This window comes from Paenibacillus nicotianae (genome assembly GCF_042681745.1).
Lineage (GTDB): Bacteria > Bacillota > Bacilli > Paenibacillales > Paenibacillaceae > Saccharibacillus > Saccharibacillus nicotianae.
The window spans coordinates 108,828-131,809 of sequence record NZ_JBHUGF010000010.1; the positions used below are offsets into that span (position 1 = coordinate 108,828).

At 39.6% G+C, this 22,982-nt stretch carries 21 protein-coding genes; 14 read left to right on the forward strand and 7 right to left on the reverse strand.

Going from position 1 to position 22,982, the window contains the following annotated elements; all coding sequences use genetic code 11:
• Positions 1-41: 41 nt before the first annotated feature.
• Genes mdcA through mdcH form a run of 6 tightly spaced genes read left to right on the forward strand, consistent with a single transcriptional unit; the run spans position 42 to position 6,316 of the window.
• Positions 42-1,709, forward strand: coding sequence for a malonate decarboxylase subunit alpha (gene mdcA, locus ACFSGI_RS04755; protein ID WP_204823037.1), 1,668 nt, complete (start codon positions 42-44; stop codon positions 1,707-1,709).
• 2 nt (positions 1,710-1,711) lie between these two features.
• Positions 1,712-2,686, forward strand: coding sequence for a triphosphoribosyl-dephospho-CoA synthase (locus ACFSGI_RS04760; RefSeq protein ID WP_204823038.1), 975 nt, complete (start codon positions 1,712-1,714; stop codon positions 2,684-2,686).
• Positions 2,686-2,985, forward strand: a complete 300-nt coding sequence (locus tag ACFSGI_RS04765; protein ID WP_204823039.1) for a malonate decarboxylase subunit delta — start codon at positions 2,686-2,688, stop codon at positions 2,983-2,985. Before ACFSGI_RS04760 ends, ACFSGI_RS04765 begins: the two co-directional genes overlap by 1 nt.
• Positions 2,975-4,705, forward strand: coding sequence for a biotin-independent malonate decarboxylase subunit beta (locus tag ACFSGI_RS04770; protein ID WP_204823040.1), 1,731 nt, complete (start codon positions 2,975-2,977; stop codon positions 4,703-4,705). Before ACFSGI_RS04765 ends, ACFSGI_RS04770 begins: the two co-directional genes overlap by 11 nt.
• On the forward strand, positions 4,705-5,358 hold the full coding sequence (locus ACFSGI_RS04775) for a malonate decarboxylase holo-ACP synthase (RefSeq protein ID WP_204823041.1): 654 nt from the start codon (positions 4,705-4,707) through the stop codon (positions 5,356-5,358). Before ACFSGI_RS04770 ends, ACFSGI_RS04775 begins: the two co-directional genes overlap by 1 nt.
• 28 nt (positions 5,359-5,386) lie before the next feature.
• Complete coding sequence (gene mdcH, locus ACFSGI_RS04780) at positions 5,387-6,316, forward strand: malonate decarboxylase subunit epsilon (RefSeq protein ID WP_204823042.1); 930 nt, start codon at positions 5,387-5,389, stop codon at positions 6,314-6,316.
• A gap of 144 nt (positions 6,317-6,460) precedes the next feature.
• Here the strand turns inward: mdcH and ACFSGI_RS04785 are convergent, their stop codons facing one another.
• From ACFSGI_RS04785 to ACFSGI_RS04795, 3 genes are all read right to left on the reverse strand, one after another.
• Positions 6,461-7,384, reverse strand: a complete 924-nt coding sequence (locus ACFSGI_RS04785; protein ID WP_204823043.1) for an alpha/beta hydrolase fold domain-containing protein — start codon at positions 7,382-7,384, stop codon at positions 6,461-6,463.
• A 90-nt stretch (positions 7,385-7,474) separates the two neighbouring features.
• A complete protein-coding gene (locus ACFSGI_RS04790; protein WP_204823044.1) occupies positions 7,475-8,509 on the reverse strand; it encodes a ketopantoate reductase family protein in 1,035 nt (344 codons plus the stop codon).
• An 11-nt stretch (positions 8,510-8,520) separates the two neighbouring features.
• The gene (locus ACFSGI_RS04795; RefSeq protein ID WP_204823045.1) at positions 8,521-9,267 is read right to left on the reverse strand and encodes an acetoacetate decarboxylase; all 747 of its coding nucleotides are present in this window, start codon (positions 9,265-9,267) and stop codon (positions 8,521-8,523) included.
• Positions 9,268-9,439: 172 nt separating this feature from the next.
• Here ACFSGI_RS04795 and ACFSGI_RS04800 point away from each other — a divergent pair, with 172 nt between their 5' ends.
• From ACFSGI_RS04800 to ACFSGI_RS04825, 6 genes are all read left to right on the forward strand, one after another.
• Positions 9,440-10,327, forward strand: coding sequence for a LysR family transcriptional regulator (locus ACFSGI_RS04800; RefSeq protein WP_204823046.1), 888 nt, complete (start codon positions 9,440-9,442; stop codon positions 10,325-10,327).
• Between the two features lie 258 nt (positions 10,328-10,585).
• Positions 10,586-12,055: a carboxylesterase/lipase family protein gene (locus tag ACFSGI_RS04805; RefSeq protein WP_204823047.1), complete on the forward strand. Its 1,470-nt coding sequence runs from the start codon at positions 10,586-10,588 to the stop codon at positions 12,053-12,055.
• A 394-nt stretch (positions 12,056-12,449) separates the two neighbouring features.
• Positions 12,450-13,496, forward strand: a complete 1,047-nt coding sequence (locus ACFSGI_RS04810) for an HD-GYP domain-containing protein (protein ID WP_204823048.1) — start codon at positions 12,450-12,452, stop codon at positions 13,494-13,496.
• Between the two features lie 194 nt (positions 13,497-13,690).
• On the forward strand, positions 13,691-14,650 hold the full coding sequence (locus tag ACFSGI_RS04815) for a DNA-3-methyladenine glycosylase family protein (protein ID WP_204823049.1): 960 nt from the start codon (positions 13,691-13,693) through the stop codon (positions 14,648-14,650).
• A gap of 141 nt (positions 14,651-14,791) precedes the next feature.
• A complete protein-coding gene (locus ACFSGI_RS04820; protein WP_204823050.1) occupies positions 14,792-16,819 on the forward strand; it encodes an alpha/beta hydrolase family protein in 2,028 nt (675 codons plus the stop codon).
• 51 nt (positions 16,820-16,870) lie between these two features.
• A complete protein-coding gene (locus ACFSGI_RS04825) occupies positions 16,871-17,407 on the forward strand; it encodes a GNAT family N-acetyltransferase (protein WP_204823051.1) in 537 nt (178 codons plus the stop codon).
• 194 nt (positions 17,408-17,601) lie between these two features.
• Here ACFSGI_RS04825 and ACFSGI_RS04830 read toward each other — a convergent pair whose 3' ends face one another.
• Positions 17,602-18,324, reverse strand: coding sequence for an S-layer homology domain-containing protein (locus ACFSGI_RS04830; RefSeq protein WP_204823052.1), 723 nt, complete (start codon positions 18,322-18,324; stop codon positions 17,602-17,604).
• Between the two features lie 401 nt (positions 18,325-18,725).
• Here ACFSGI_RS04830 and ACFSGI_RS04835 point away from each other — a divergent pair, with 401 nt between their 5' ends.
• Both ACFSGI_RS04835 and ACFSGI_RS04840 read left to right on the forward strand, forming a co-directional pair.
• Positions 18,726-18,872: a hypothetical protein gene (locus ACFSGI_RS04835; protein WP_274172105.1), complete on the forward strand. Its 147-nt coding sequence runs from the start codon at positions 18,726-18,728 to the stop codon at positions 18,870-18,872.
• A 252-nt stretch (positions 18,873-19,124) separates the two neighbouring features.
• Positions 19,125-19,916 (forward strand): alpha/beta hydrolase, encoded by a 792-nt coding sequence (locus ACFSGI_RS04840; RefSeq protein ID WP_204823053.1) that lies wholly within the window; start codon positions 19,125-19,127, stop codon positions 19,914-19,916.
• A 119-nt stretch (positions 19,917-20,035) separates the two neighbouring features.
• On the opposite strand, the gene ACFSGI_RS04845 is transcribed toward ACFSGI_RS04840, so the two are convergent.
• From ACFSGI_RS04845 to ACFSGI_RS04855, 3 genes are all read right to left on the reverse strand, one after another.
• Positions 20,036-21,115, reverse strand: a complete 1,080-nt coding sequence (locus tag ACFSGI_RS04845) for a mechanosensitive ion channel family protein (RefSeq protein WP_379282578.1) — start codon at positions 21,113-21,115, stop codon at positions 20,036-20,038.
• Positions 21,116-21,275: 160 nt separating this feature from the next.
• On the reverse strand, positions 21,276-21,533 hold the full coding sequence (locus ACFSGI_RS04850) for a GlsB/YeaQ/YmgE family stress response membrane protein (protein WP_069329254.1): 258 nt from the start codon (positions 21,531-21,533) through the stop codon (positions 21,276-21,278).
• Positions 21,534-21,798: 265 nt separating this feature from the next.
• Positions 21,799-22,701: a manganese catalase family protein gene (locus ACFSGI_RS04855; RefSeq protein WP_204823055.1), complete on the reverse strand. Its 903-nt coding sequence runs from the start codon at positions 22,699-22,701 to the stop codon at positions 21,799-21,801.
• Between the last annotated feature and the right edge of the window lie 281 nt (positions 22,702-22,982).

Sequence of the window (22,982 nt, forward strand, 5' to 3'; positions counted from 1 at the left end):
ACCATCCAATCTCAATTAATCAAACATCAAGGAGGAGTATCATGTCAACCCATATCAGCAAGTTGAAAGCCGGAACACCACGTATTTGGACGACCCGTCGTGATGAAAAAAAACGTCGTATGGACAAAGTTCGCTCGATGTTAAATGGTGTGATTTTGCCTACAGATCATATTGTAGATGCACTGGAAGTGCTACTGGTTAGTGGTGATCGCGTAGCTCTCGAAGGTAACAACCAGAAGCAAGCCAGTTTCTTATCGCAAGCATTATCCAATGTGAATCCGCAAGTAGTAAATAATCTGCATATGATTATGTCCAGTGTATCCCGTCCTGAACATTTAGATATTTTTGAAAAAAATATTGCAAGCAAACTAGACTTCTCTTATGCAGGCCCTCAAAGTCTACGTATTGCGCAAATGGTAGAAGATCAGACGCTAAGTATTGGTTCTATTCATACGTATCTAGAATTGTATGGTCGGATGTTTGTCGATCTAACGCCTAATATTGCACTCGTTGCCGCAGACAAAGCAGATCGTCAGGGGAATCTCTATACAGGAGCGAATACCGAGGAGACACCGACAATTATTGAAGCGGCTGCTTTCCGAGATGGCATTGTGATTGTACAAGTCAACGAAATTGTTGACGAATTACCTCGTGTCGATGTGCCCGCTTCCTGGATTGATGTGATTGTCGAAGCCGATCAACCGTATCAATTGGAAGCTTTATTTACTCGTGATCCGCGTCATATCAAAGAAACACATATCTTGATGGGAATGATGGCGATTCGCGGTATCTATGAACGTCACCAAGTCCAATCGCTGAATCATGGGATTGGATTCAATACAGCCGCGATTGAGCTATTATTGCCTACGTATGGCGAATCGCTTGGCTTACGGGGCAAGATTTGCAAAAATTGGGTACTTAATCCGCATCCTACATTGATTCCAGCAATCGAAAGTGGTTGGGTCGAAAGTGTACATTGCTTCGGTGGCGAAGTAGGAATGGAAAAATATACAGCGGCTCGCCCGGATGTCTTTTTCACCGGACATGATGGTACAATTCGCTCCAATCGGGCGATGGGACAAGTTGCCGGGCAGTATGCCGCAGATATGTTTATTGGAGCAAGTCTACAAATCGATCCCGATGGTAATTCATCGACAGTAACTTCAGGTCGTTTAAGCGGTTTTGGGGGTGCACCAAATATGGGTAGTGATGCTCGTGGTCGCCGTCATGATACAGAAGCTTGGCTGAATATGATTACCGATCAACAACCGATCGTACGTGGACGCAAATTAGTTGTTCAAATGGTGGAAACATTCCAATCAGGAGATCAACCAACATTTGTCGATTCTCTCGATGCGATTCAAGTAGGGCATGATGCAGGTCTACCGCTTGCTCCTGTTATGGTCTACGGAGACGATGTAACACATGTCGTTACAGAAGAAGGAATCGCTTATCTCTACAAAGCGCAAAATATTGAAGAACGTCGTACTGCTTTGGCGGCAATCGCAGGGGTAACACCTTTGGGACAACGTCATAATACCGATTTGAATGAGAAATTACGTCAGGATGGATTGATTGCTTTTCCAGAAGATTTGGATATTCGTCGTACCGATGCGAAGCGTTCCTTGTTAGCTGCTAAAAGTATAGAAGAACTTGTAGACTGGTCAGATGGACTATATGAACCACCATCCAAATTTCGGAGCTGGTAATGATGAGCACTGTTGATAGTTATTCATCGTTATTGACCCCAAGCTATCAAAAAGTAGAAGCAGATCATTATGCATTATGGTTAGGGGAACTGGCTGTAACTGCTCTTAAAGATGAAGCTTCATTGACGCCCAAGCCCGGACTTGTAGATCTTGATCATAATGGTTCCCATCAAGATATGAATATTCAGTTAATGTATGATTCAGCAGAATCATTACATGTCACTTTTGTCCAAATGGCTCAAGCATCGTATGGCAGATGTGCCGATCAATCATTACGTGAACAACTAGCTTTGATCGGACGACAGGGTGAACAACATATGTTAGAAGTGACGAAAGGTGTTAATACCCATCGGGGTGCTATCTGGGCATTGGGATTAATAACAGGTGCTACCTCGCTCTGGTTAGCACAAGCCCATCATCAATCCACTATCGTATCTACATCTTTAGAGACTATAGCTGCTGTGAAAATTACTGAGATAGCAGCGACTATCGCTCGCTATACAGATCGTTATGCACCTAATAGTGGTTCACATGGAACTCATGTGAAGCGTCACTATGGAACAGGCGGTGCTAGAGACGAAGCAGAGCGTGGATTTCCCCATGTGATCGATATCGGTCTGCCGGCTCTACAACAAGCTCGGCATCAAGGTATAGACGAATGTTATGCACGTCTAGATAGTTTACTTGCCATTATGGCGGTATTGCCAGACACCTGCATTTTATATCGTGGAGGGAAGCAGGCACTTGTGCAGACACAGGAGCGTGCGTCAGCGATTTTGGCGCAAGGTGGAACATCTACCGATAAAGGCTGGCAAGCGCTATTAGCATTCGACCAGTGGATGGTGAGACATCACTTTTCACCTGGCGGTAATGCAGATCTGCTTGCAGCTACTTTATATATAGATTCGATAATCACAGGTATCACACATATGTCGTATACCGAACCTTTTTCAAAAACGACAGGAGGTCGTATGTAATGCAAATTATTCATCTGCAATATCCAGCTCAACAATCGTTAACTCGGCGTGCTCATATTGGTGTGGCTGGTTCAGGAGATTTGGAACTATTGATCGAACCTTCAACCGATAATCAAGCGTATGTTCAGATCAGTACAAGTGCGAATGGATTTGAAGATATCTGGCGTGCAGTATTTGATCGCTTTTTCAAACTCTATTCTTATGCTGTTAAGATTGAAATTAATGATTTTGGCGCTACACCCGGTGTGGTTAATTTGCGGTTAACTCAAGCTATGGAGGTGCTTCGTGATGAACAATAATACTCAATCTATAGAGATTGCCACTGAAAGTTTTATCGAATTGTCGGGACGGGAACGGGCGCAAGCTGTACTTGATCAAGGTAGCTTTCGTGAATTAATCGGCCCTTTTGATCGCATAACGTCTCCTCATTTGCCGTTACAAGGCATTGTGGCACAAAGTGATGATGGTGTTATTGTAGGCAGAGGAACTATTGATGGCGAACCTGCGGTAGCGATTGCTTTAGAAGGTGCTTTTCAAGGTGGAGGTATAGGGGAAGTCTGTGGAGCCAAAATCTCAGGTGCTCTAGAGCAAGTATTGCTTGATCATCAAAAAGGGATCAAAACACGTCCGGTATTATTGTTAGAAACAGGTGGAGTACGACTACAAGAAGGCAATTATGGTCTGCTGGCTATTGCAGAGATTGGCGCAGCCATTATGGCACTTCGTCCGTACACACCTGTCGTTAGTGTAATCTCCGGGATGATCGGCTGTTATGGCGGGATGTCAATCTGTGCCGCAGGATTATCCAGTCATCTGATTATGACCCGTCAAGGACGCTTACAACTGAATGGTTCAGAAGTGATTGAGCAAGAAGCAGGTATTCAAGAAATGGATGCTTCAGATCGTTCTCGTATCTGGTCGATGGTAGGCGGAGAACAACGGGTAGGTGCTGGATTCGCTGATGCTCTTGTAAATGATGATGTACAAGAAATCAATCAAGCTATTCATGATGTATTTAATCAAGGGATCAAAGAAGTGACTCGTACAGCTCAAGTTGATCGTTACCTGAAATTACTAGCAGCCGTCGATGCCGATACATTGATTGTCCCATCGTCTATTCGTGAATCTTGGAAATCCGGTGTAGTAGATCAGAACGCACTTCAACAACAGCAAGCGAAAACAGAACAACCTCCAACCGATACAAATGAAGCGCCTATCACTAGAGGACGAACATGGTTTGAAGCGTTATCCGGTCAACAAGCGTCAGACCAACAGGGCATTGCTTCTGTATTGTGTGCTGATACATCGTTAGAAGGTCAATCGGTACGTTATATCTCGGTTGTGCCCAACCCTAATGCACGCTTTGTTCGAGCCCGTCAAGGAGAGATAGGACTGGAAGAAGGTTGGAATATAGCCCGTTATATTCGTGAAGCGATTGAAGCAGACAAAGACGGAGAAAAGCGTGCTATTGTTGCTATTGTCGATGTCCCCAGTCAAGCCTACGGTTACCGTGAAGAAGTGTTAGGGATTCATTTATCATGCGGATCAGCGGTCGATGCTTATGCGAGCGCACGTCTTGCCGGTCATCCCGTTATCGCTTTGATTGTAGGAAATGCAATCTCTGGCGCATTTCTAGCTCATGGGATGCAAGCGAATCGATTACTTGCTTTGGACGATGAAAAAGTAACTGTACAAGTTATGTCCAAGCAGTCTGCGGCACGTATTACCCGTCGCTCTATCGATCAACTAAATGAAGCAGCGACCAAAGTGCCAGGTGCAGCTTATGATATTCGTTCCTTTGCCAAATTAGGTGCATTGGATCAATTGATCGAAGGTATCGAAGCAGATCAACCACCAGCAGAAGATATCGACCGTATTAAGCAGTATCTAACGATAGCGATTGCAGATACTCGTCAGGGTTCTCGTGATCTAAGTAACCGCCTAACCAGTGCAACCGCGGCTACAGGTCGAGCTGCTTCTATCAAAGTAAGACAGTTATTAGCAGAGCAATGGGATTAATGACAGCAACTCATGATCTGCTCCAATTGTATCCACACTGGACAGAAATAGAAGAATTAGATGATATACCATCATGGGTACATTTGTCTTTAGAACAGACACCCTGGGTCGTTGTTAGACGTGCTCCTGCACTAGAAGGACAGATTGCTGTCGGTGTACGTGGTCAAGAACGTCATTTACGACAAGCATTGAATATTCCTCAATCGCTAGTTGCACAAAAAGTAACACCAGAGCAATGTATAGCATCACCTAGCTTGCCAAGTGTACAGAAGCGATACTACAACGACCGCTGGTCTACGATGCCAGCCTTACAAGCATTGGAACAACTCTGTTCCCAGTGGGCAGACAACCAGATGAACTGGGGACCGACAGGAAGTGTTGGTTTTGAGTTGGCCACAGGGCATCGTACAGTCACAATGACTAGCGATTTGGATATTATGCTACGCTGTGCGCAATTTCTTGAGCCGGCTGTAGCAGAGCAATTATGGCAACAGACGCTTGAACTGCCTGTACGTGTTGATGTGCAAATTGAGACACCTTACGGAGCAGTTGCTCTTCAGGAATGGGCAAAGCCTGCTACTGATCGTGTGTTAATGCGTACACTACAAGGACCTTTACTGGTAAGTGATCCATGGAATCCACGTATAGTGTAATTATTATAAGATAAAGGAGAGATGCCAGATGAGTGTAGTGATGCTTTTTCCGGGACAAGGTTCACAACGTGCCGGAATGTTGCATGAATTACCTGATCATGCTGTGATCAAGCAGACACTGACAGAAGCAGAAGAAATCTTGCAGTTATCGATCGATCAACTGGATAGTGAACAAGCATTACAGACAACAGATCATGTACAGATGTCTCTATGTATTGCTGGAGTCGCTGTGTCTAGAGCTTTAGCAGCAGAAGGTATTTTTCCTGATCTTGTGGCAGGTCATAGTGCAGGTGCTTTTGCTGCGGCAGTGGTTGCTGGTTCCCTTTCATTTCAAGATGCTCTGCATTTGACACGTTTGCGTGGACAATTGATGATGCAAGCTTATCCACAAGGGTATGGAATGGGTGTTATTACCGGAATGACTGCGCGTCAGGTGGAACAGATTCGCTTGAGTATTCATTCAGATGAACATCCCGTATATATCGCTAACCTAAATGCAACAACACAGATTACAGTTGCAGGTGAATGGCAAGCTATCGATCAGTTATTAACGACTTGCAAAAGTAATGGTGCGCATACTGCCAAACGACTCAATGTTAGTGTGCCATCTCATTGTCCATTATTATCTTCCGTCTCTGATCAATTAGCTACAGCACTGGATGGCATGAAAGTGTCTCGTCCAGTTATCCCATATGCTGGTAATTATAAAGGGAGAGCTATTCGCACAGCAGAAGGGATTATCGAAGATTTGTCGTTAAATATTGCTCATCCTGTACGCTGGCATGAAGTAACAACGCTATTTTACGAGCTAGGGGCTCGTTTATTTCTAGAAATGCCTCCCGGACAAGTATTGAGTGGTCTTGCTTCGGCTGCTTTTCCAGAAGCTCGTGTAGAAGCGTTATCTTCTAGTCGTCTCGATAATGCAGTTATTTTGGCGAAGCGAGAACAACATCAATAATAGTCGGATAAGAGTGATCCATACACAGAGGGATAAACATACATGCTCTTATCATCAAAGAGTTGTTAAAAATGAATATTGTTTTTGTATACCAAAAAGGACTTCCAAGCATAAGGAAGTCCTTTTCATTATTTAATCGATTTTTTAACGAATGATATTAATAATTTTTTGTTGAGCATTTTGAGCTTCAGGGATTGGTATAACAACAAACACATGATTCATTTTAGGATACACCAAAGTGTTGATCTGAACTCCTTGTTCTGTTAGTTTTTTATCAAATTTGATAGCATCTGGATATAGAGCTTCGTGTGTTCCAATAAAATGAGTGATTTTCCCACTGCCTTTGAAGTCACCGTACATCGGATTGATCAACGGGTCATTTAAACTTCTGTCGGCTGCCCATTTCTGTGCAACTTCTTGCAATCCTTTACGAGCCAAAATAGGATCATTTTCTTCGTATTCAGGTATAAGAGGATTATCAAAAATCATATTCACACATGCAGATAATAAAATAATATCTTTCGGTTGAGGCACATTTTCTACTTTTAAAAGATGTACCAGACCAAGTGAAATATTTCCGCCAGCCGAATCTCCCATAATGGTCAATTGATCAGGGCTTTCAACAGTTGCAAGAATGTCTTTGTAAAGCTTCAAGATTTTTGGATAAGTATGCTGATAGTTGAAATGAGGTAGTTTGGGATAAATAGGAGCAATGACTTTGGCATCTAAAGAGTGTGCCATGTTATCCATGAACAACCAGTGTAAATCTAAAGGTTGGCTTGTCCAAGCACCACCATGTATATAGAGAATAACTTTTTGTTTTGAGGACTTTTGGTTATTCAATGTGAAGATTTGTATGTCATCGACTGTCTGCTCCTGAACATCGCTTGAGAATTTGACATCTTTACCGATAACATAAGGCTTCGTATTTTCAGTTCCTTTTTGCTCAAGAAAAAGTTTGGTATTTTCTATACTGGAAAAGCTCTTTTTATTGCTTTCAGTAGCTAAAACTTTTTCAATTTGAATACTTTCTTCAGAACGTTCTCCGTCATAAACTTCTACACTCATTTGTTATTCCTCTCTTCCATTTTAATATTGAAAATGTCTTTCAAAGTAAGAGGACTTCGTTATTTTACATATTTTATATATATATCATATTTAATGTTTATTATTCAATAACTGTTCAAAAGCTTTGATATTGGTATCAAATGTAGGAACCGTTTGAGATTGTTCGGCATGTTTGACTTGTTTTACCACCAAATCGTTAAAAGGTGTTGGAATTCCAGTGCCTTTTGCCATTTTTGGAACCACTCCATTAATATAATCGATTTCCGTTTGGCGTTTTTTCTCCAGATCTTGCAGCATACTCGCTCTTAGCAGTCTGGATGGTTCCATTGATACTCTCAATGTTTGGATACGTGCAGGGATATCATTTTCGCTTGTTAATTCTAACGACTCTATCTCAAATTTACCCATTGTAGCAAATTTGATTCCATTGGCGTGTCCAACTTTTATCGTCTCATCTGCAATATGAACAGCACTAACAATACCAATCTCATGATCAAGAATAGTTCCATATTCTGAGTTTAATGCTGCCGATAAGCCACTGAATGCATTATTGATCAGTAATTTCGACCACTTTGTTCCAACCAGATTATCGGAAATATGAGTTCCGCCTACAAGGTCTAACACTTTTTTGATCTGCTGGATTCGTTCCGTTATTTCACCATTTAATTCTCCAATTTGAAAAGCGTACTCTTTGAATTGACTATACTCGATTGTCAGTTGAGATACGCCGGGTGCAATAAATGTAGCACCAAATTCAACAGAACCTGCTATAACACGTTCTTCACCCACAATCGAAGCCACGTTTTTTTCAGGGATACCGTTTTGCAAAGAACAGACCACACTATCTTCTTTCAAAAATGGAAGCAACTCTGTCAGAACAGAATCGTTATATAATTGTTTGGTTAACAGTAAAACTAAATCGTACTTTCCTGACTTATTCTCAGGGGTAATAGCTTTCACCTTAGCGTGAAATTCGGTAGTCCCTGTTACTTTAGCACCCTCTTGATTGAGCATATCTACATGTTCTTTGTAGGTATCAATCAATTCCACATCGACTCCTCCAGCAGCAAGATACGCTCCAACGATGGTTCCCAAAGAACCGGCTCCTAAAACGGCAATTCTCATTTGAAATCTCCTCATCTTTCCTCTAGATAGTTATATACAGGTAGTGCAGCATTTAACGTTAAATCGGTAAGAATATGAGATGCTGAAACGACTTCCAATACAGGCAAATCGGCAAGTGGTGCCAGTGCATGTTCAAATAATTGAAGTCTAGCAGGGCCAGTCCATGCCCCTTTAATCTCTATATTCGTTATTTGTGTGCGTACCAAATCACAAATTCGTAAATCTCCATTGTAATCTGTAGCAATCTTCACCATAAAATTAGGTCGACAAATTTCATTTTTCGCTATTTCTTTATCCAGCTCCGCATGCTTATATCCCATAGTGGCAGTTGCGACACGAAGTGAACCGTAATCAAGCGTGCCTACTAGAGTATCTGAATCTACATAAAGCTTGGGCGCACCTAACTTTTTGGGATACGCGGTAAGCTCTCGACCACTTGCAATCGCGGGAAAGTTATCCACGTACATTGAATGCAAATAATCTCCTTCTTCACCATTAAATCGAACAGGAATGACTTGTCCAGCTTCAGTATAAGCACCTAATCCAGACACATCCGGCATCCACATCACTTCAAATCTAACTAATGGTTCATCAATTTCAAGAGGTTCTGGTACTGCTGCTCGTAAAGCTTTTGGATCTGTTCGGTAAACAATATTCAAATATTCACGGTTAACAAATTTATAAGGTGGCATAGGATAAGCAGGGGCAGTTAATGGTGTAGTGAGATTTTTTGCTATTTGATTTACGTCAATTCTCATGATGCACCTTCCTTTTTCACTCAAAGTTTTTTGTATTTATTTGGCTTGATTATCAGTCTTTACTTCTATATATTGTCTTTTTCTATCTTTATCTTACATCTATTATTATATATAATCTAATACATATTAACGTATATATACATTTATTCTAATAAATGAGTGGGGGATATCTATGGAATTACTTCAGCTCAAATACTTTCAGACTGTTGCCTATACAGAACACATTTCTAAAGCAGCCAAACAATTGAATATCGCTCAGCCGTCTTTAAGCCTGACTATCAAAAGGCTTGAGGATGAATTGGGAACCATCCTTTTTGATCGCAAAGGAAGAAATATTCAATTGAGTGCATCAGGACACATTTTTCTAAAGCATGTCAACCGGATTTTTATCGAGCTTGAAAATTCACAAATGGCTATTCAATCAGAGGAACAGCATATTTGTAACACTATAAAAATAGCTATTTCTAATCCTAGATTCCTTAGCGGTCTAATCAGTGAACATATTAACCTTTTTCCTACTTCAAAAATTCTTCAATCTATTGGAGTGAAAAGTGACATATTAACAAGTTTGAAAAAAGGGGATATTGAGTTAGGGATCACCAGTCATCCTATTCAAGATGACGAGTTAGAAAGTTGCCTACTGATCAATGAAGATATTGTTCTCGTGTTACCTTCCAACCACAGATTGACGGGGAACAATGAAGTTTCTTTAAGTCTTTTTGCTGATGAACCATTTATCACTCTCGCTAATAATGTAGAGTATAGTGCTTTTACTACTTTTCTTTGTGAGAAAGCTGGCTTTAGCCCCAATATTGCATTTGAGGTCGATTCCCATTTGCTAGTCGAAATTATAAAGCTTGATCAGGGCGTGGCTTTGATTCCTATTTCTGTTTGTAGAACATTGGGGTTAAATTATATACAAATTACAGAGGACTCCACTACCTATCCTGTTAGCTTATCCTGGGTAAAACACAAAACATTATCTTCTTCAGCACAACATTTTCGCGATTTTATTATTTCGTATTATCAACACAACCATAAAATGTTCAAGGTGAATTAACTTTCTTTGTATTTATTTCGCGAACTTAGATCATCTGAGTTGATGATTAGGAAGTAGAGTTCGTTCATTTCAAAGTTTTTTGGAACATGTTCTATTTCTATCTGTTTTAGTGGTGTTCATAATTTGCGTCTCCAGTACAAGAATATGACTGAGGTTTTATATACACAGAAGAAGTGTACTATAATAAAGATAGTCATTATGTATAAATGACCATTTGATAGATTGTTGTTGCAACGTATTAGAGAGGATGAGAAAAAGATGGAAACGACACAAATTCATACACAATACGGAGAATTACAAGGTATACGTGAACATGGAGCAGTGATCTGGAAAGGGGTTCCTTATGCAGAACCACCTGTTGGAGAACTGCGTTTTCAATCTCCAAGACCGCCGCAACCATGGCAAGGTGTAAAAGAAGCACTACAATTCGGTCCGATTTGTCCTCAACCGGTATATGAAGGAGCTAGCATGTTTGGTTCTGGAAGCGAACCTCCTGTACAATCAGAAGATTGTTTGTACTTGAATATATGGGCTTCTGATAAGTCTACTCAAAAAAGACCTGTGATGGTTTGGATTCATGGAGGTTCTTTTGTAACAGGTGCAGGTAGTATTCCTTTATATGATGGAACATCACTTGCAGTCAATGGAGATATGATTGTGATTACGATTAATTATAGATTAGGGCCATTTGGATTTTTGAATTTGTCATCGTATGGCGATGATTATCATGCTAATATTGGTCTGCTGGATCAGATTGCAGCGTTAGAATGGGTCAAAAATAATATTGAAGCATTTGGTGGCGATCCTGAACGGGTTACAGTGTTCGGTGAGTCTGCGGGAGCGATGAGTATAGCGGCTTTGTTAGCAATGCCTGCCGCTAAAGGATTATTTCAAAGCGCAATTATGCAAAGTGGAGCATCTCAGACGATGCCAGCAGAAGTTAGTCGACAAATTGCAGATGGGTTTGTTCAGGCACTTGGTGTAGGAGAGCAAGACTTATCCAAGTTGTATACTGCTTCGACTGAAGAGATATTACAAGCAGGCAATCGTGTCAGTCAAATGCTGGATAATGATACGTGGTCATTATTATTCCAACCGGTAATTCATCCTCATACGTTACCTGTTGAGCCTGTACAAGCGATTAAAGACGGCTCTGCCAAACATATTCCTTTGATTATTGGTACTAATTTAGAAGAAGGTACATTATTTTTCAATCAACCGGCTCAGTTGATGAATCAGACACAGATTACCAATATTGTACAAGCACTGCTCGGTGAACATTTGAGTCATATAGCAACTCAATATCCTTTAACGGTAAGAGGTCATGCTGATCTTTTAACTGATTTGTTCTTCTGGCGTTCCGCATTGCAATATGCAGAAGCACAGAATGGACATGCTCCAGTATGGATGTACCGATTCGATTGGTCTCAACCGGGGCATCCGTTGTTAGGCACAGCTACACATGGTGCTGAAATTGCGTTTGCTTTTAACAATCTACCTTTATTCGCCCATCTAGGATTAGAAATAGATGAAGATACGTATAATCTAGCAGAGCAAATGCAGACTGCTTGGATTAATTTTGCACATAATAGTATGCCTGTGACCAGCAATTTGCCTTGGTCTGATTATGACCTCAAAGAGCGCTCCACTATGCTTTTTGATCGACAATTAAATGTGGTACATGATCCAGAAAGTGAAAAACGTCAACAGTTTATCGCTTATTCTTAATCTATTGGTACCAAAATAGTGGATCTTACGATCCCATTTGATTATCAGAGATGAACCGTTTGATGCGGTTCATCTTTTTTTTAGATGCTGTCTAAAACGATAATTCGCAAATAAGAGATTTTGATCGAAAAGAGATTATACATACTACAAATGTATATTTGCATAAAAGCGAAGGTCGTTTTACCTAGAATTGAGGATTAAGGGCTATACAATATTTCAGTAATTTGTCGATATAATAGAGTAAATATCAGAAAAAGGTATACATAATTTTAGAAAACATCTATGTATCATTTACCTTCTACCTATAGTTACAGATTCGGCTTCTATTTACTCGTATATACGCTATTTTGATTTTTGACATGTATATATAAAATGATGAAATGGGGAATGATGTTTGATTATACATATTACCGAACTCAAGCAAGGTCAACGGTTAAGCAGTGATACATTTAATAGCTCGGGTGTACCATTGTTGAAAAAAGGGGTAGATGTTAAAGAAGAAGATATCACCTTATTATTACGTCATAAAGTAGAATATGTTGATATTGAAGCCAAAGAAGAAATCAAACCTGTCGCTGATATGGTAGCGATTACAGGATTATCACCTGTATTGAAAGAGAAAATCAATCGTTCCATCGATGCGTATCAATCGATTTTTTTGGAAGCTTTGACGAAAGGCAAATTCAATGCTGACGTTGTTGACGAATTGTTGCAACCGTTATTGTTAGATCTGGATGCACAAAAAGATGTGGTCGCTTTATTACTAAATTTAGAAAAAGAAGACGATCACCTTTATAGTCACTCGCTCAAAGTGGGATTGTTGAGTTACTATATCGCAGAATGGCTTGATTACTCCAAACATGATTGTTATCGAATCAGCAAAGCCGGTTATTTGCATGATATCGGTAAAAGCCGTTTGCCTTCTATTTTGCGTAGTCATCCTGAACAGTTGAATGCTTCAGAGTTAAAAGAATACAAAAATCATACCACATACGGTTACGATATTATTATGGAATCAATGAACGATAAAGTGACAGCCTCTGTTGCTCTACAGCATCATGAACGTGGAGATGGTTCAGGATATCCGAATCGTCTGTACAAAAGAGGAATCCATCCGTTTACACAGATCGTTTCAGTCGCGGATGTATTTGTAAATATGACTGCCGCCAAAAATAAACAAAACAAACAGGGATTTGTAGCTGTCCTGCAAAGTATTTATGAATTAGGATTTTCCAAATTAAATGAAAAGCCTGCTCAAGCGTTGATTCATCATCTTGCGCCTAACTTGATTGGCAAAAAAGTTCAATTAACCAATGGAGAACAGGGCACAATTATTTTGAACAATCCGCTCGATATTTTTAGACCATTGGTACAGGTTAATGATCAATTTGTAGATTTGACCAAAGTAAGAGCATTGCATATAGAAGAAATTTTTGTGTAATAGCTGACTATAATACGCAGTATCTAAGGGACTTGTAATAGTAAGTTCCTTTTTGTGTTATCTACAGTTAGCAGTTGAGATTGGATAGAATCTCGTTAACGAATAGACAGAGATGGTTAATAGGTTGATACATCCTGATACGAATATATGCTTATTTTGCAGATCAAGGATATGAATGGAGGCATTCTAACGTTATGCAACATGAACTTCATCCTCACTCTAATCTATCGGTAACTAATCACATACAAGATCATGGACAAGATATATTGATCTCTGTACCCAAAGAATTTAGCTTTACAGAAAATTATAGCCATTTATCCACAGCTACAAATGAAAGTCTGTATACCTTACGAGACGGTATGATTTACAAAGCCATTGCTGTAGACCAGGAAGCAACTATTGTAGAGATTAGTAATTACGATGAACATCATATGTTGATTCGGTTTGTAGATGAACATCAATCAATCTCGCCTGCATTACGTCTAGGCGTTGCTCAATATGTATACGATTGGTTCGATCTAGGTACAGACTTGGCTCCTTTTTATACAATGGCAGCTCATGATCCTTTGCTGGAACAAGCTGTTGTGTCCTTTTATGGATTGCGAAATATGGGTATCCCTGATCTATATGAAGCGATATGCTGGGGGATTCTCGGTCAACAGATCAATTTAGGATTTGCTTACACTTTAAAAAGGCGTTTTGTAGAGCATTTTGGACGAGCGCTTACGTATGAAGGTGAGACATACTGGCTTTTTCCAACAGCTACAACTATCGCTACTCTTACTGTAGATGAACTATCTGCCGCAGGCATGACTACAGTGAAAAAGTGCGAATATTTAATCGACACGGCTAGATTAATTGTAGATGGCACATTATCTAAAGAACAATTGTTACAAGTTACAGATGTCAAACAAGCAGAAAAATTGCTGGTGAAAATTCGTGGTATAGGCCCATGGACTGCTCATTATGTATTGATGCGCTGTCTACGGATGCCGTCAGCTTTTCCAATTGATGATGTAGGTTTACACAATTCGATTAAGCACGTATTGAAAATGGATGCCAAACCGACCAAAGCTCATATTTTAGAACTTTCCGCAGGTTGGACGTTATGGGAGTCATATGCGACGTTTTATTTATGGCGATTTTTATATTGAAAGTGCAAAAAGTATTCAATAGTGATGGTAAAAAAGATCGTAGTATAGGTACTCTTCAAGACTCAAATTGTTGTAGGATAGTATGTAAGCAAGAATACGCATACATGAAGTACACTCTAATATGATGGGGGATCACAAAATATGGGAAGTAGACGTGGAGTCATCGCTGAAGATTTATATCGCTTTAACTGGGTCAAAAATCCGGTCATCTCTCCGTTAGACGGTACTATTGTATATGAGACGCAAAAAGTTAATGCCAAGCAAGACGGATATGATTCGCACTTGCGTCGAATACAGGCAGATGGTAGTGAAGATATACAATGGACGGCTGGACAAAGTGATCGTTCACCTGCATGGTCACCCGATGGCAAACAGCTTGCTTTTTTACGGAAAAGCGGGTCAGATCAACATCCGCAAATCTGGATGATGTCTGCGTATGGTGGAGAAGCGCATCAAGTAACAGATATCACTGACGGCGTAGATACTTTTCTATGGTCGCCGGACAGTCAATTGTTATTAATTGCAGCAACAAATAAACTCTCATTATCAAATCTATCCGTTCATTCAACATCTCCAAATACAGATCATACCAATGAAGAATCGGTTCCTTTATCGAAAAAGGCGGTTGAAATCAATCGCATCATTTACAAATCAGATAGCGGTGGACTATCGGATGGCGGTCGAACGCATTTATATGTACATAAGATAGCAGACCAGTCTGGAACTTGGATTACAGCAGGAGATTATGATGTTGATGATTTTGCATGGTCACCGGATGGCAAGACTATCGCGTATACTGCTCATATTCCGTCAGCAGAAGAAGGCGATCCCGATTTTTCTCGTAAAAATGATCTGTTTACAATCAATATAGAAGGTCATGAGCGCCATCAGTGGACACAACATCAATATGTAATTTCAAGTCTGAATTGGTCACCAGATGGACAGTCTATCGCTATGATCGCAGACGATCAGTCTTATTATAATGCGACTTTGAATCGATTGTATCAATTGTCCTTAGCGACAGGAAAGATCACCGGCTTATGTGATCATGAAGATATTATGCTTTTGAATGCTGTTGTAGGTGATACCGGATTAAGCTCTACGTATAAGCCGATCTATCAATCGAACGGTCAAGCTATCGATGTGTTATGCACTACATTTGGATCGTGCCATCTGCTATCGATTGCTACAGATGGATCAGGAGTTCAGACGATATTAGGTGGACAGCGTAATATTCATTATTTTGCGCGTACTGCTGAACAGCATCTTGTATTTATAGCGTCTGATCCGTTACAACCGGGCGAATTGTTTTACTGGAATGTAGAGACAGAAGTAGAGACACGTCTTACTCATCATAATGATGATTTGCTACATGAACTGATTTTGAGCAAGCCTGAAGAAATGACTGTAACCTCTGTAGATGGCAAACGTCTACAAGCTTGGATGATGCGTCCGGCAGGCGATCAAGCAGATCAGGCAAAAGTACCGACGATTTTGGAAATTCATGGTGGCCCTCATGCAATGTACGGGTATACGTTTATGCTTGAATTTCAATTGTTAGTATCACAAGGATATGCTGTCATTTACGGTAATCCGCGTGGTAGTCATGGCTACGGGCAATTATTTGTGAATGCGTGCCGTCATGATTATGGTGGTGGAGATTATCAAGATTTGATGGAAATCACAGATTATGCACTGGAACATTATGACTGGATCGATAAAGACCGATTAGGTGTAACCGGTGGTAGTTATGGTGGATTTATGACCAACTGGATTGTAGGGCATACCGATCGTTTCAAAGCGGCAGTCACTCAGCGTTCGATTAGTAACTGGATTTCAATGTATGGTGTAAGTGATATTGGTTTTCATTTTGTAGAAGATCAGATTGCCGGCAATCCATGGGATCATTTGAATACATTATGGGATCATTCGCCATTAGCTTATGTTGCTAATGTCAAAACGCCTATCCTCATTTTGCATGGAGAAAAAGATTTGCGTTGTCCGATTGAACAAGCAGAACAATGGTTTATTGCTTTGAAGCGATTAGGTGCTGTAACTACATTTGTTCGTTTTCCTGATGCCAATCATGAGCTTTCTCGTAGCGGTCATCCACAACTACGAATCCAACGATTGAATCATATTGCAGATTGGTTCAATCAGTATTTGTAAATATTCAAGGGATGATTGACCAAGTAAGTTTGAAGGAGATGGAGTCCTATTGTGCATAGTGATCAAGAATTACGTATTCGCTCAATAACAGAAGCCGATATTCCAAAGCTATGGGAATTGATGTATAGCGAAGTATCTCCAGAATGGAAAAAGTGGGATGCTCCTTATTATGAACATGTACAGATTCCGTATGAACAATACTGGAAAGATCGCAATAGTATCATCAACAGTCCAAGCTTCTGGGTGATAGAAGTGAAGCAACAAATTATTGGTATTGTGAGTTACTATTGGGAGCATGAACCTTCACTATGGTTAGAAATAGGAATTGTTATTCATGATCCTGCTTACTGGAGTGGAGGATACGGTACCAGAGCATTAACGCTATGGATCGATCATTTATTTACAGCAATGCCATTGGTACGTGTAGGATTAACCACCTGGTCAGGTAATGAACGGATGATCGCAGTCGCTTACAAATTAGGTATGACGATGGAAGCTCGTCTACGTAAATGTCGATTGTATAATGGAGTCTATTATGATTCGATTCGTATGGGCATTTTACGTGAAGAATGGAATCATGAAGCATAGCCTAAAAACTAGAAGGTAGATAACAGATATTGATGATAAATTAGCATATATTACCACAACAAAAGAGTCTATTCCTATATTGTGATAGGGATAGACTCTTTGTGTTTTTATTCGGATCAATCATCAAGCGTGATTGACCTAGTAGATTGGCAAATGAGCTCAACAGAATATTTACCAGCAGGTAAAAATGACTTTTATTTATCCAAACTATCGTCGGATGGAGAAGGAGCTGGAGATGGTTCAGGTATTGGATCAACAACAGGCGTTTTGATTTTACTCATATATTCGAGTGCATTATAGATCATAACGGCTGCTTCTGCGCGGGTAACATCGCTTTTCGGATCAAAGTTGCCTTTGCTATCTAACGTGTTAATATTCAGTGCTAATGAACGCTGAATCGCTCCCTGATACGAAGGATTGATTTTGCTATCGTCTTTGATATCAACAGGCTTAATATTGATCATTGGCAGATTACCTGCTTTTTCCATCGCTTGCATCATAAATGTTGTAAATTGTTCTTTGGTCATTTTAGCGGCAGGATTCACATTTTCAGGAATATCTACTCCGTTAAGCTTGGCAATAATAAAAGCATCTGAATACCATACATCATCTTTTACATTATCATATGAATCTTTTGCTTCTGGAGCTTTAATAAATGTAAAAGCAGCAAGACTTAATTGGAAACTATTGACGATCATTTGCACGCCTTGTGCAGAATTGATGGTTTGATTAGGTTTGAATTGATCTCCAGTAACTCCGTTAATAAATCCACGATCTTTTAACGATTCAATCTTTTCATGTCCAGGAACTTTACTGATATCTGTAAAATCTCCACTCGCGGCAAATGTGGGAGCACTTAATGATAATGTTAATACAGAAGCAGCTACTACGGTCATCCATTTTTGTTTGTTTTTCATCATTTATCACCTCAATAAGTTATTAGCCTAATTTGGCTTGCTTATCGTTACAGACGCAATCAATTTGAAATAAGTTGCAAAAAGATAGTTAAAATTAAATAAATTAATTTTAGGAATATAAAAACAGTTAAAATATGTAAATAAATTCATATTGTCGATTGTAGGACTTTAGAATTTGTTTTCTACAGCATCCGACAAATGCAATCCTGGTTAACATAACCCTTTTGAACTTGGATCAGGGTCTATAGAATCAATTACCAAAAATATACTAAAATATGTGTTATTTATGTTTTCATTCTCAAAAAGCAGGGGTATATACACATTACAAGATACAAAACAAAAACAAACAAATTCGATGAACGAAAGGAAGCGTGAAGCAAATGAATATGAGTATCCATCACATGACACCATACAACCACAACCACTTCAGACAGCAATCTAACGCAACCGTTCAAAAAGCTGTAGACAAAGAAACACCTAAAAGCTTTCAAGACATCTTGAATGCCCAATTGAGTTCTACACGAATTCCTGTTAAAACTCGTGCTTAATCCAAATCCTATAACATAAAATATATACATATTAAGCATGTTTCTTTATGAATACATGCTTACCGTTATGCATACCATAGAACACCTGCAAAAGTAACCCGGTGAATGTAATCACCAACGGTTACTTTTTTTGTTTGCTTTTCTTTATTCAATGATGATATCGCTTTCATTAATAAAAAAAGGTATGATAGAACAGAAGAATAGATGTCTCAACAAATGACACATAAGCATAAGTTCGAGGAGGATATCATAATGGCTTTGATTCAATGTGATTTTTATTCAGAAGTGCTAGGGCTTTCATCAACAATGAATGTTATTTTACCGCAGGCAACTCGTTCTCAGATCGGGATGGAAGGTAAAGTCACCGGAGGGAAGCATCCTACATTATATTTATTACATGGTCTTTCTGATGATCATTCGATCTGGTTACGACGGACATCGATTGAGCGTTATGCAGCAGAGTATGGCATTGCTGTTGTTATGCCAGCGGCGCATCGTAGTTTTTATACAGATATGAAGCAAGGTGGCGATTACTTCAAGTTTGTCAGTGAAGAATTACCACAGCTCGCAGAATCGTTTTTCCCGCTATCTGATCGTCGTGAAGATCGGTTTGTAGCAGGTCTATCAATGGGCGGGTACGGAGCGCTCAAGCTAGGTTTACGCTTACCTGATCGTTATGCAGCAGCAGCAAGTCTGTCGGGTGCTACGGATGCGTGTGCTTTATTTGAACGTGGTGATGTAGCATATACACAAGAATTGGAACGTATTTTTGGAACCGTAGAAGAATTACGTGGTTCTGACAATGATTTATTTCATTTAGCAGAGCAATTAGCTTCAGCTACCGATAAAGAAGCTCCGCAATTATATCAATGCTGTGGAACAGAAGATTTTTTGTATGACCATAATATTCGTTTTCGTGATCATGTGAAAGGGCTTGGATTGCAATTAACGTATGAAGAAGAGCCAGGAGAGCATGAATGGGGATACTGGGATACCAAAATTCAGCGTGTACTGGAATGGTTGCCTCTTCGCAAATCAGTCTAGTTGCTGTTATAACACGTATACAATCTATAACCAAAACCACCTGTCTAGCTTTGTGCACCAGACAGGTGGTTTTGCTGTGTAGTTATCATTTGATAAGTATCATGATCTGATTGTATATATTATGAAGTAGCTTCGGCTTCCTGCATGACGATACGTTGTGTTGGATAAGCTAATTTTACTTTTTCTTCCTCTAATATATCCAGAATCATCAAATTAAGATATTGACGGTATTCTAAATTTTCGCCCCAGGCGGCTGTTTTGGTAAAGCATTGTACTAAGATACCCAGACTACTTTCATTAAATTCATTAAATTTGACCATTGCTGAATCATCTACGACATTATCATCCGTTTCTAGCTGAGATTGGATACGTGACACGACTCTTGATAAAGCATCACGATTAGAATCCAGAGCAACACGTAATGGAAAAGAAATTTTACGTTTGCCCATCTGGCTACCATTTGTAATCGGCTGTGCTGCTAATTTGGAATTCGGTACAATCACCAGTGCATCGGTAAATGTACGGATTTTGGAACTACGGAATGTAATATCTTCGACGATCCCTTCAATATCCGGTGTAGAGATCCAATCGCCTTTTGAGAAAGGCCTTTCCAAAATAATAATAATTCCGGCAATTACATTACTTAATGTCTCCTGAGCCGCAAGAGCCACAGCCAGACTACCCAGTCCCATGCCCGCGACAACGCCGTTGATACTGAATCCCCATTCACCACCAACAATTGTTATAACAAGCACTACCACGATCACACGCAGTACTTTAGATAAAAAAGGAATAATCATACTGGTAGCATCTAATCCAAATCGCTTACTCATGCCTTCAAGCATGATCGAAGAGGAGGCAGATACATTATAAATTCCCCAGCCTAACAAAATAATCCCGATACTTCGATAAATCCGATCAATCCCGATAATAAATGTCCATTGTTCGTGCATAAAATAACGTAAAGCTAAATACGTTCCGATCAGTGTAAAAAAAGCTTGTAACGGTCGTTCAAAAGCCTGTAACCAGCGAAGCATCGCGAGATGACTATCAAATCGCCGTAAAACAAAAGTAAATAAATAACGGGTAAATAATTTGCGAAAAGCGAGAAAAATAATAAGTATAACGACTGATACCAAAAAATCTATCCAGCGGATATTGTAATACCACGCAACGATATTGTCCCAAAACGAATACAAATACATATCCCCCATCCCTTGCTACATCTTCTATGTTGTTACATAGTATTAACCGATTTTCCAGTGTGCGATTGAATTATTTCCAAAATCATAAAAAAAGCCTGCTCCAAAGGAACAGGCTTTTAATTGAATATGATATTCAAGTTAAGTATGTTTTGTGTTAACCGCGTGATCTTCTAGAAGAACGCATGATAGCACTCACGATAGCAATTACGATCACTGCACCGATAATCGCTTGAATAATAAAGAATCCACCGATTTCAGGACCCCAAGTACCAAGCAACATGTTACCTAACCAACCACCGATGAAACCTGCGATGATGTTACCAATAATACCGCCTGGAACGTCACGTCCTACGATCATACCTGCGATCCAACCAATAATACCACCTACGATTAATGCCCATAACCAACCCATTGTTGTCGCCTCCTAATAATTGAATGTCTTTTTTAAGATAGTTGAATAACTACACTAAATCACTTGATTCATAACATTTGTGTTACAACAAGCACTTAGAAGATTTATTCAGCAATCTCTTCTCGTCTATTTATTAACCATTGTTTAGCAATCGAAACCATATGTTCAAAATTTAATAAATAAATAACTAAAAATCCTACGTGTTATTCGCTCTATTTAGAAAATGAATTATGTAAAAAAAGGCTGGAAACCAGCCTTTTCTGCTTTAGTCTGTAATATTACCAGCCATTTTGAGACGCTTCGCAATTTCTTTAAAATCTTCTTGAGAAATCCCTGGAGCGAACTCTTCATCCAATGGAGGATACTCGGGAACAGGCACACCTTGAGGGAATCCATGAATCACTTCAAGTGGCAAACCATCTTCTGGATGCGTTCCTTTCCAGATCTGATCAATAGCTTTGAAGTCCTCTGTGCTATGTGTATACAGACGAGTATGAACGCCTTTTTCCTCGTATTTACGTGCTTCATTAAACGACTTATTGCTTAATGAAGGAACAGGTACAAGTTTGGTCACATTTACGCCTGTTGCAATTTCAAGGGCTTTAGCGTAAGCAACAACGTGTACACCGCCACGTACAAGAAGGAAACCAACAACTTCGCGTGCCGCTGGATGGTCAGTTGTTTCATAGACTTTCATTTTATGTGTTCTTGCGCCGCACTCTAAGAAGAAGTTATGCAACAAATCTTCTACAAGATTACCGCTGTTAAATACATTATCACCTGTCCAAGGACGACCCATCGAATCACGAGGCATTGCGCCTTGTGCGCCTGCTAAATGATGATAGCTGAGACGAACATCTTTAAGCGGATCAAGCGGTGTGGAATCAGGTTCACCTGGTAAGCTAGAACCTGCTAAAATTTTGTTAATACCATGAGCAACTAATTCAACGTGGCCCAATTCTTCTGCTGTAATACTGGTTACCAAGTCATAAAAAGGCTTTAACTTGGATTTGTTACGGAAGTTAAAAGATTGGAATAGATAGTTGTTCAAAGTCGACATTTCACCGAATTTACCACCTAGCAATTCTTGTACAGCTGCCGCTGCATTAGGATCTGGTTTTTTGACATCGGGAATTTCAATCATGATTTGGTCAAGACGTGTGAACATTATCTTACCTCCAGTATTATTCTATTTGTAGCCCTTTTATAAAATGTTCAACAATGGCTATATAACCAAATTGTTGAAATAAAAGGCCCTACTAATCCATACCCTATATTGTCAAAAGCAAACGTCTCCTAATAAGGAAATCATAACCAACCATTGGTAAATAAGAAGTCGCTCCAAATATAAAGGAAGTATACAAAGCTGTTAACAACTGGAAAGTGAGAAGAAAAGATGATTAGACACGTTTTTGAAATATATTTTTAAAAAATGTATAAAAAATGTAT

What these genes read in the sequence shown, in the direction of transcription:
- mdcA (WP_204823037.1), top strand. Translation starts at nt 42, where the DNA reads ATGTCAACCCATATCAGCAAGTTGAAAGCCGGAACACCACGTATTTGG.
- ACFSGI_RS04760 (WP_204823038.1), top strand. Translation starts at nt 1,712, where the DNA reads ATGAGCACTGTTGATAGTTATTCATCGTTATTGACCCCAAGCTATCAA.
- ACFSGI_RS04765 (WP_204823039.1), top strand. Translation starts at nt 2,686, where the DNA reads ATGCAAATTATTCATCTGCAATATCCAGCTCAACAATCGTTAACTCGG.
- ACFSGI_RS04770 (WP_204823040.1), top strand. Translation starts at nt 2,975, where the DNA reads ATGAACAATAATACTCAATCTATAGAGATTGCCACTGAAAGTTTTATC.
- ACFSGI_RS04775 (WP_204823041.1), top strand. Translation starts at nt 4,705, where the DNA reads ATGACAGCAACTCATGATCTGCTCCAATTGTATCCACACTGGACAGAA.
- mdcH (WP_204823042.1), top strand. Translation starts at nt 5,387, where the DNA reads ATGAGTGTAGTGATGCTTTTTCCGGGACAAGGTTCACAACGTGCCGGA.
- ACFSGI_RS04785 (WP_204823043.1), bottom strand. Translation starts at nt 7,384, where the DNA reads ATGAGTGTAGAAGTTTATGACGGAGAACGTTCTGAAGAAAGTATTCAA.
- ACFSGI_RS04790 (WP_204823044.1), bottom strand. Translation starts at nt 8,509, where the DNA reads ATGAGAATTGCCGTTTTAGGAGCCGGTTCTTTGGGAACCATCGTTGGA.
- ACFSGI_RS04795 (WP_204823045.1), bottom strand. Translation starts at nt 9,267, where the DNA reads ATGAGAATTGACGTAAATCAAATAGCAAAAAATCTCACTACACCATTA.
- ACFSGI_RS04800 (WP_204823046.1), top strand. Translation starts at nt 9,440, where the DNA reads ATGGAATTACTTCAGCTCAAATACTTTCAGACTGTTGCCTATACAGAA.
- ACFSGI_RS04805 (WP_204823047.1), top strand. Translation starts at nt 10,586, where the DNA reads ATGGAAACGACACAAATTCATACACAATACGGAGAATTACAAGGTATA.
- ACFSGI_RS04815 (WP_204823049.1), top strand. Translation starts at nt 13,691, where the DNA reads ATGCAACATGAACTTCATCCTCACTCTAATCTATCGGTAACTAATCAC.
- ACFSGI_RS04820 (WP_204823050.1), top strand. Translation starts at nt 14,792, where the DNA reads ATGGGAAGTAGACGTGGAGTCATCGCTGAAGATTTATATCGCTTTAAC.
- ACFSGI_RS04830 (WP_204823052.1), bottom strand. Translation starts at nt 18,324, where the DNA reads ATGAAAAACAAACAAAAATGGATGACCGTAGTAGCTGCTTCTGTATTA.
- ACFSGI_RS04835 (WP_274172105.1), top strand. Translation starts at nt 18,726, where the DNA reads ATGACACCATACAACCACAACCACTTCAGACAGCAATCTAACGCAACC.
- ACFSGI_RS04840 (WP_204823053.1), top strand. Translation starts at nt 19,125, where the DNA reads ATGGCTTTGATTCAATGTGATTTTTATTCAGAAGTGCTAGGGCTTTCA.
- ACFSGI_RS04850 (WP_069329254.1), bottom strand. Translation starts at nt 21,533, where the DNA reads ATGGGTTGGTTATGGGCATTAATCGTAGGTGGTATTATTGGTTGGATC.
- ACFSGI_RS04855 (WP_204823055.1), bottom strand. Translation starts at nt 22,701, where the DNA reads ATGTTCACACGTCTTGACCAAATCATGATTGAAATTCCCGATGTCAAA.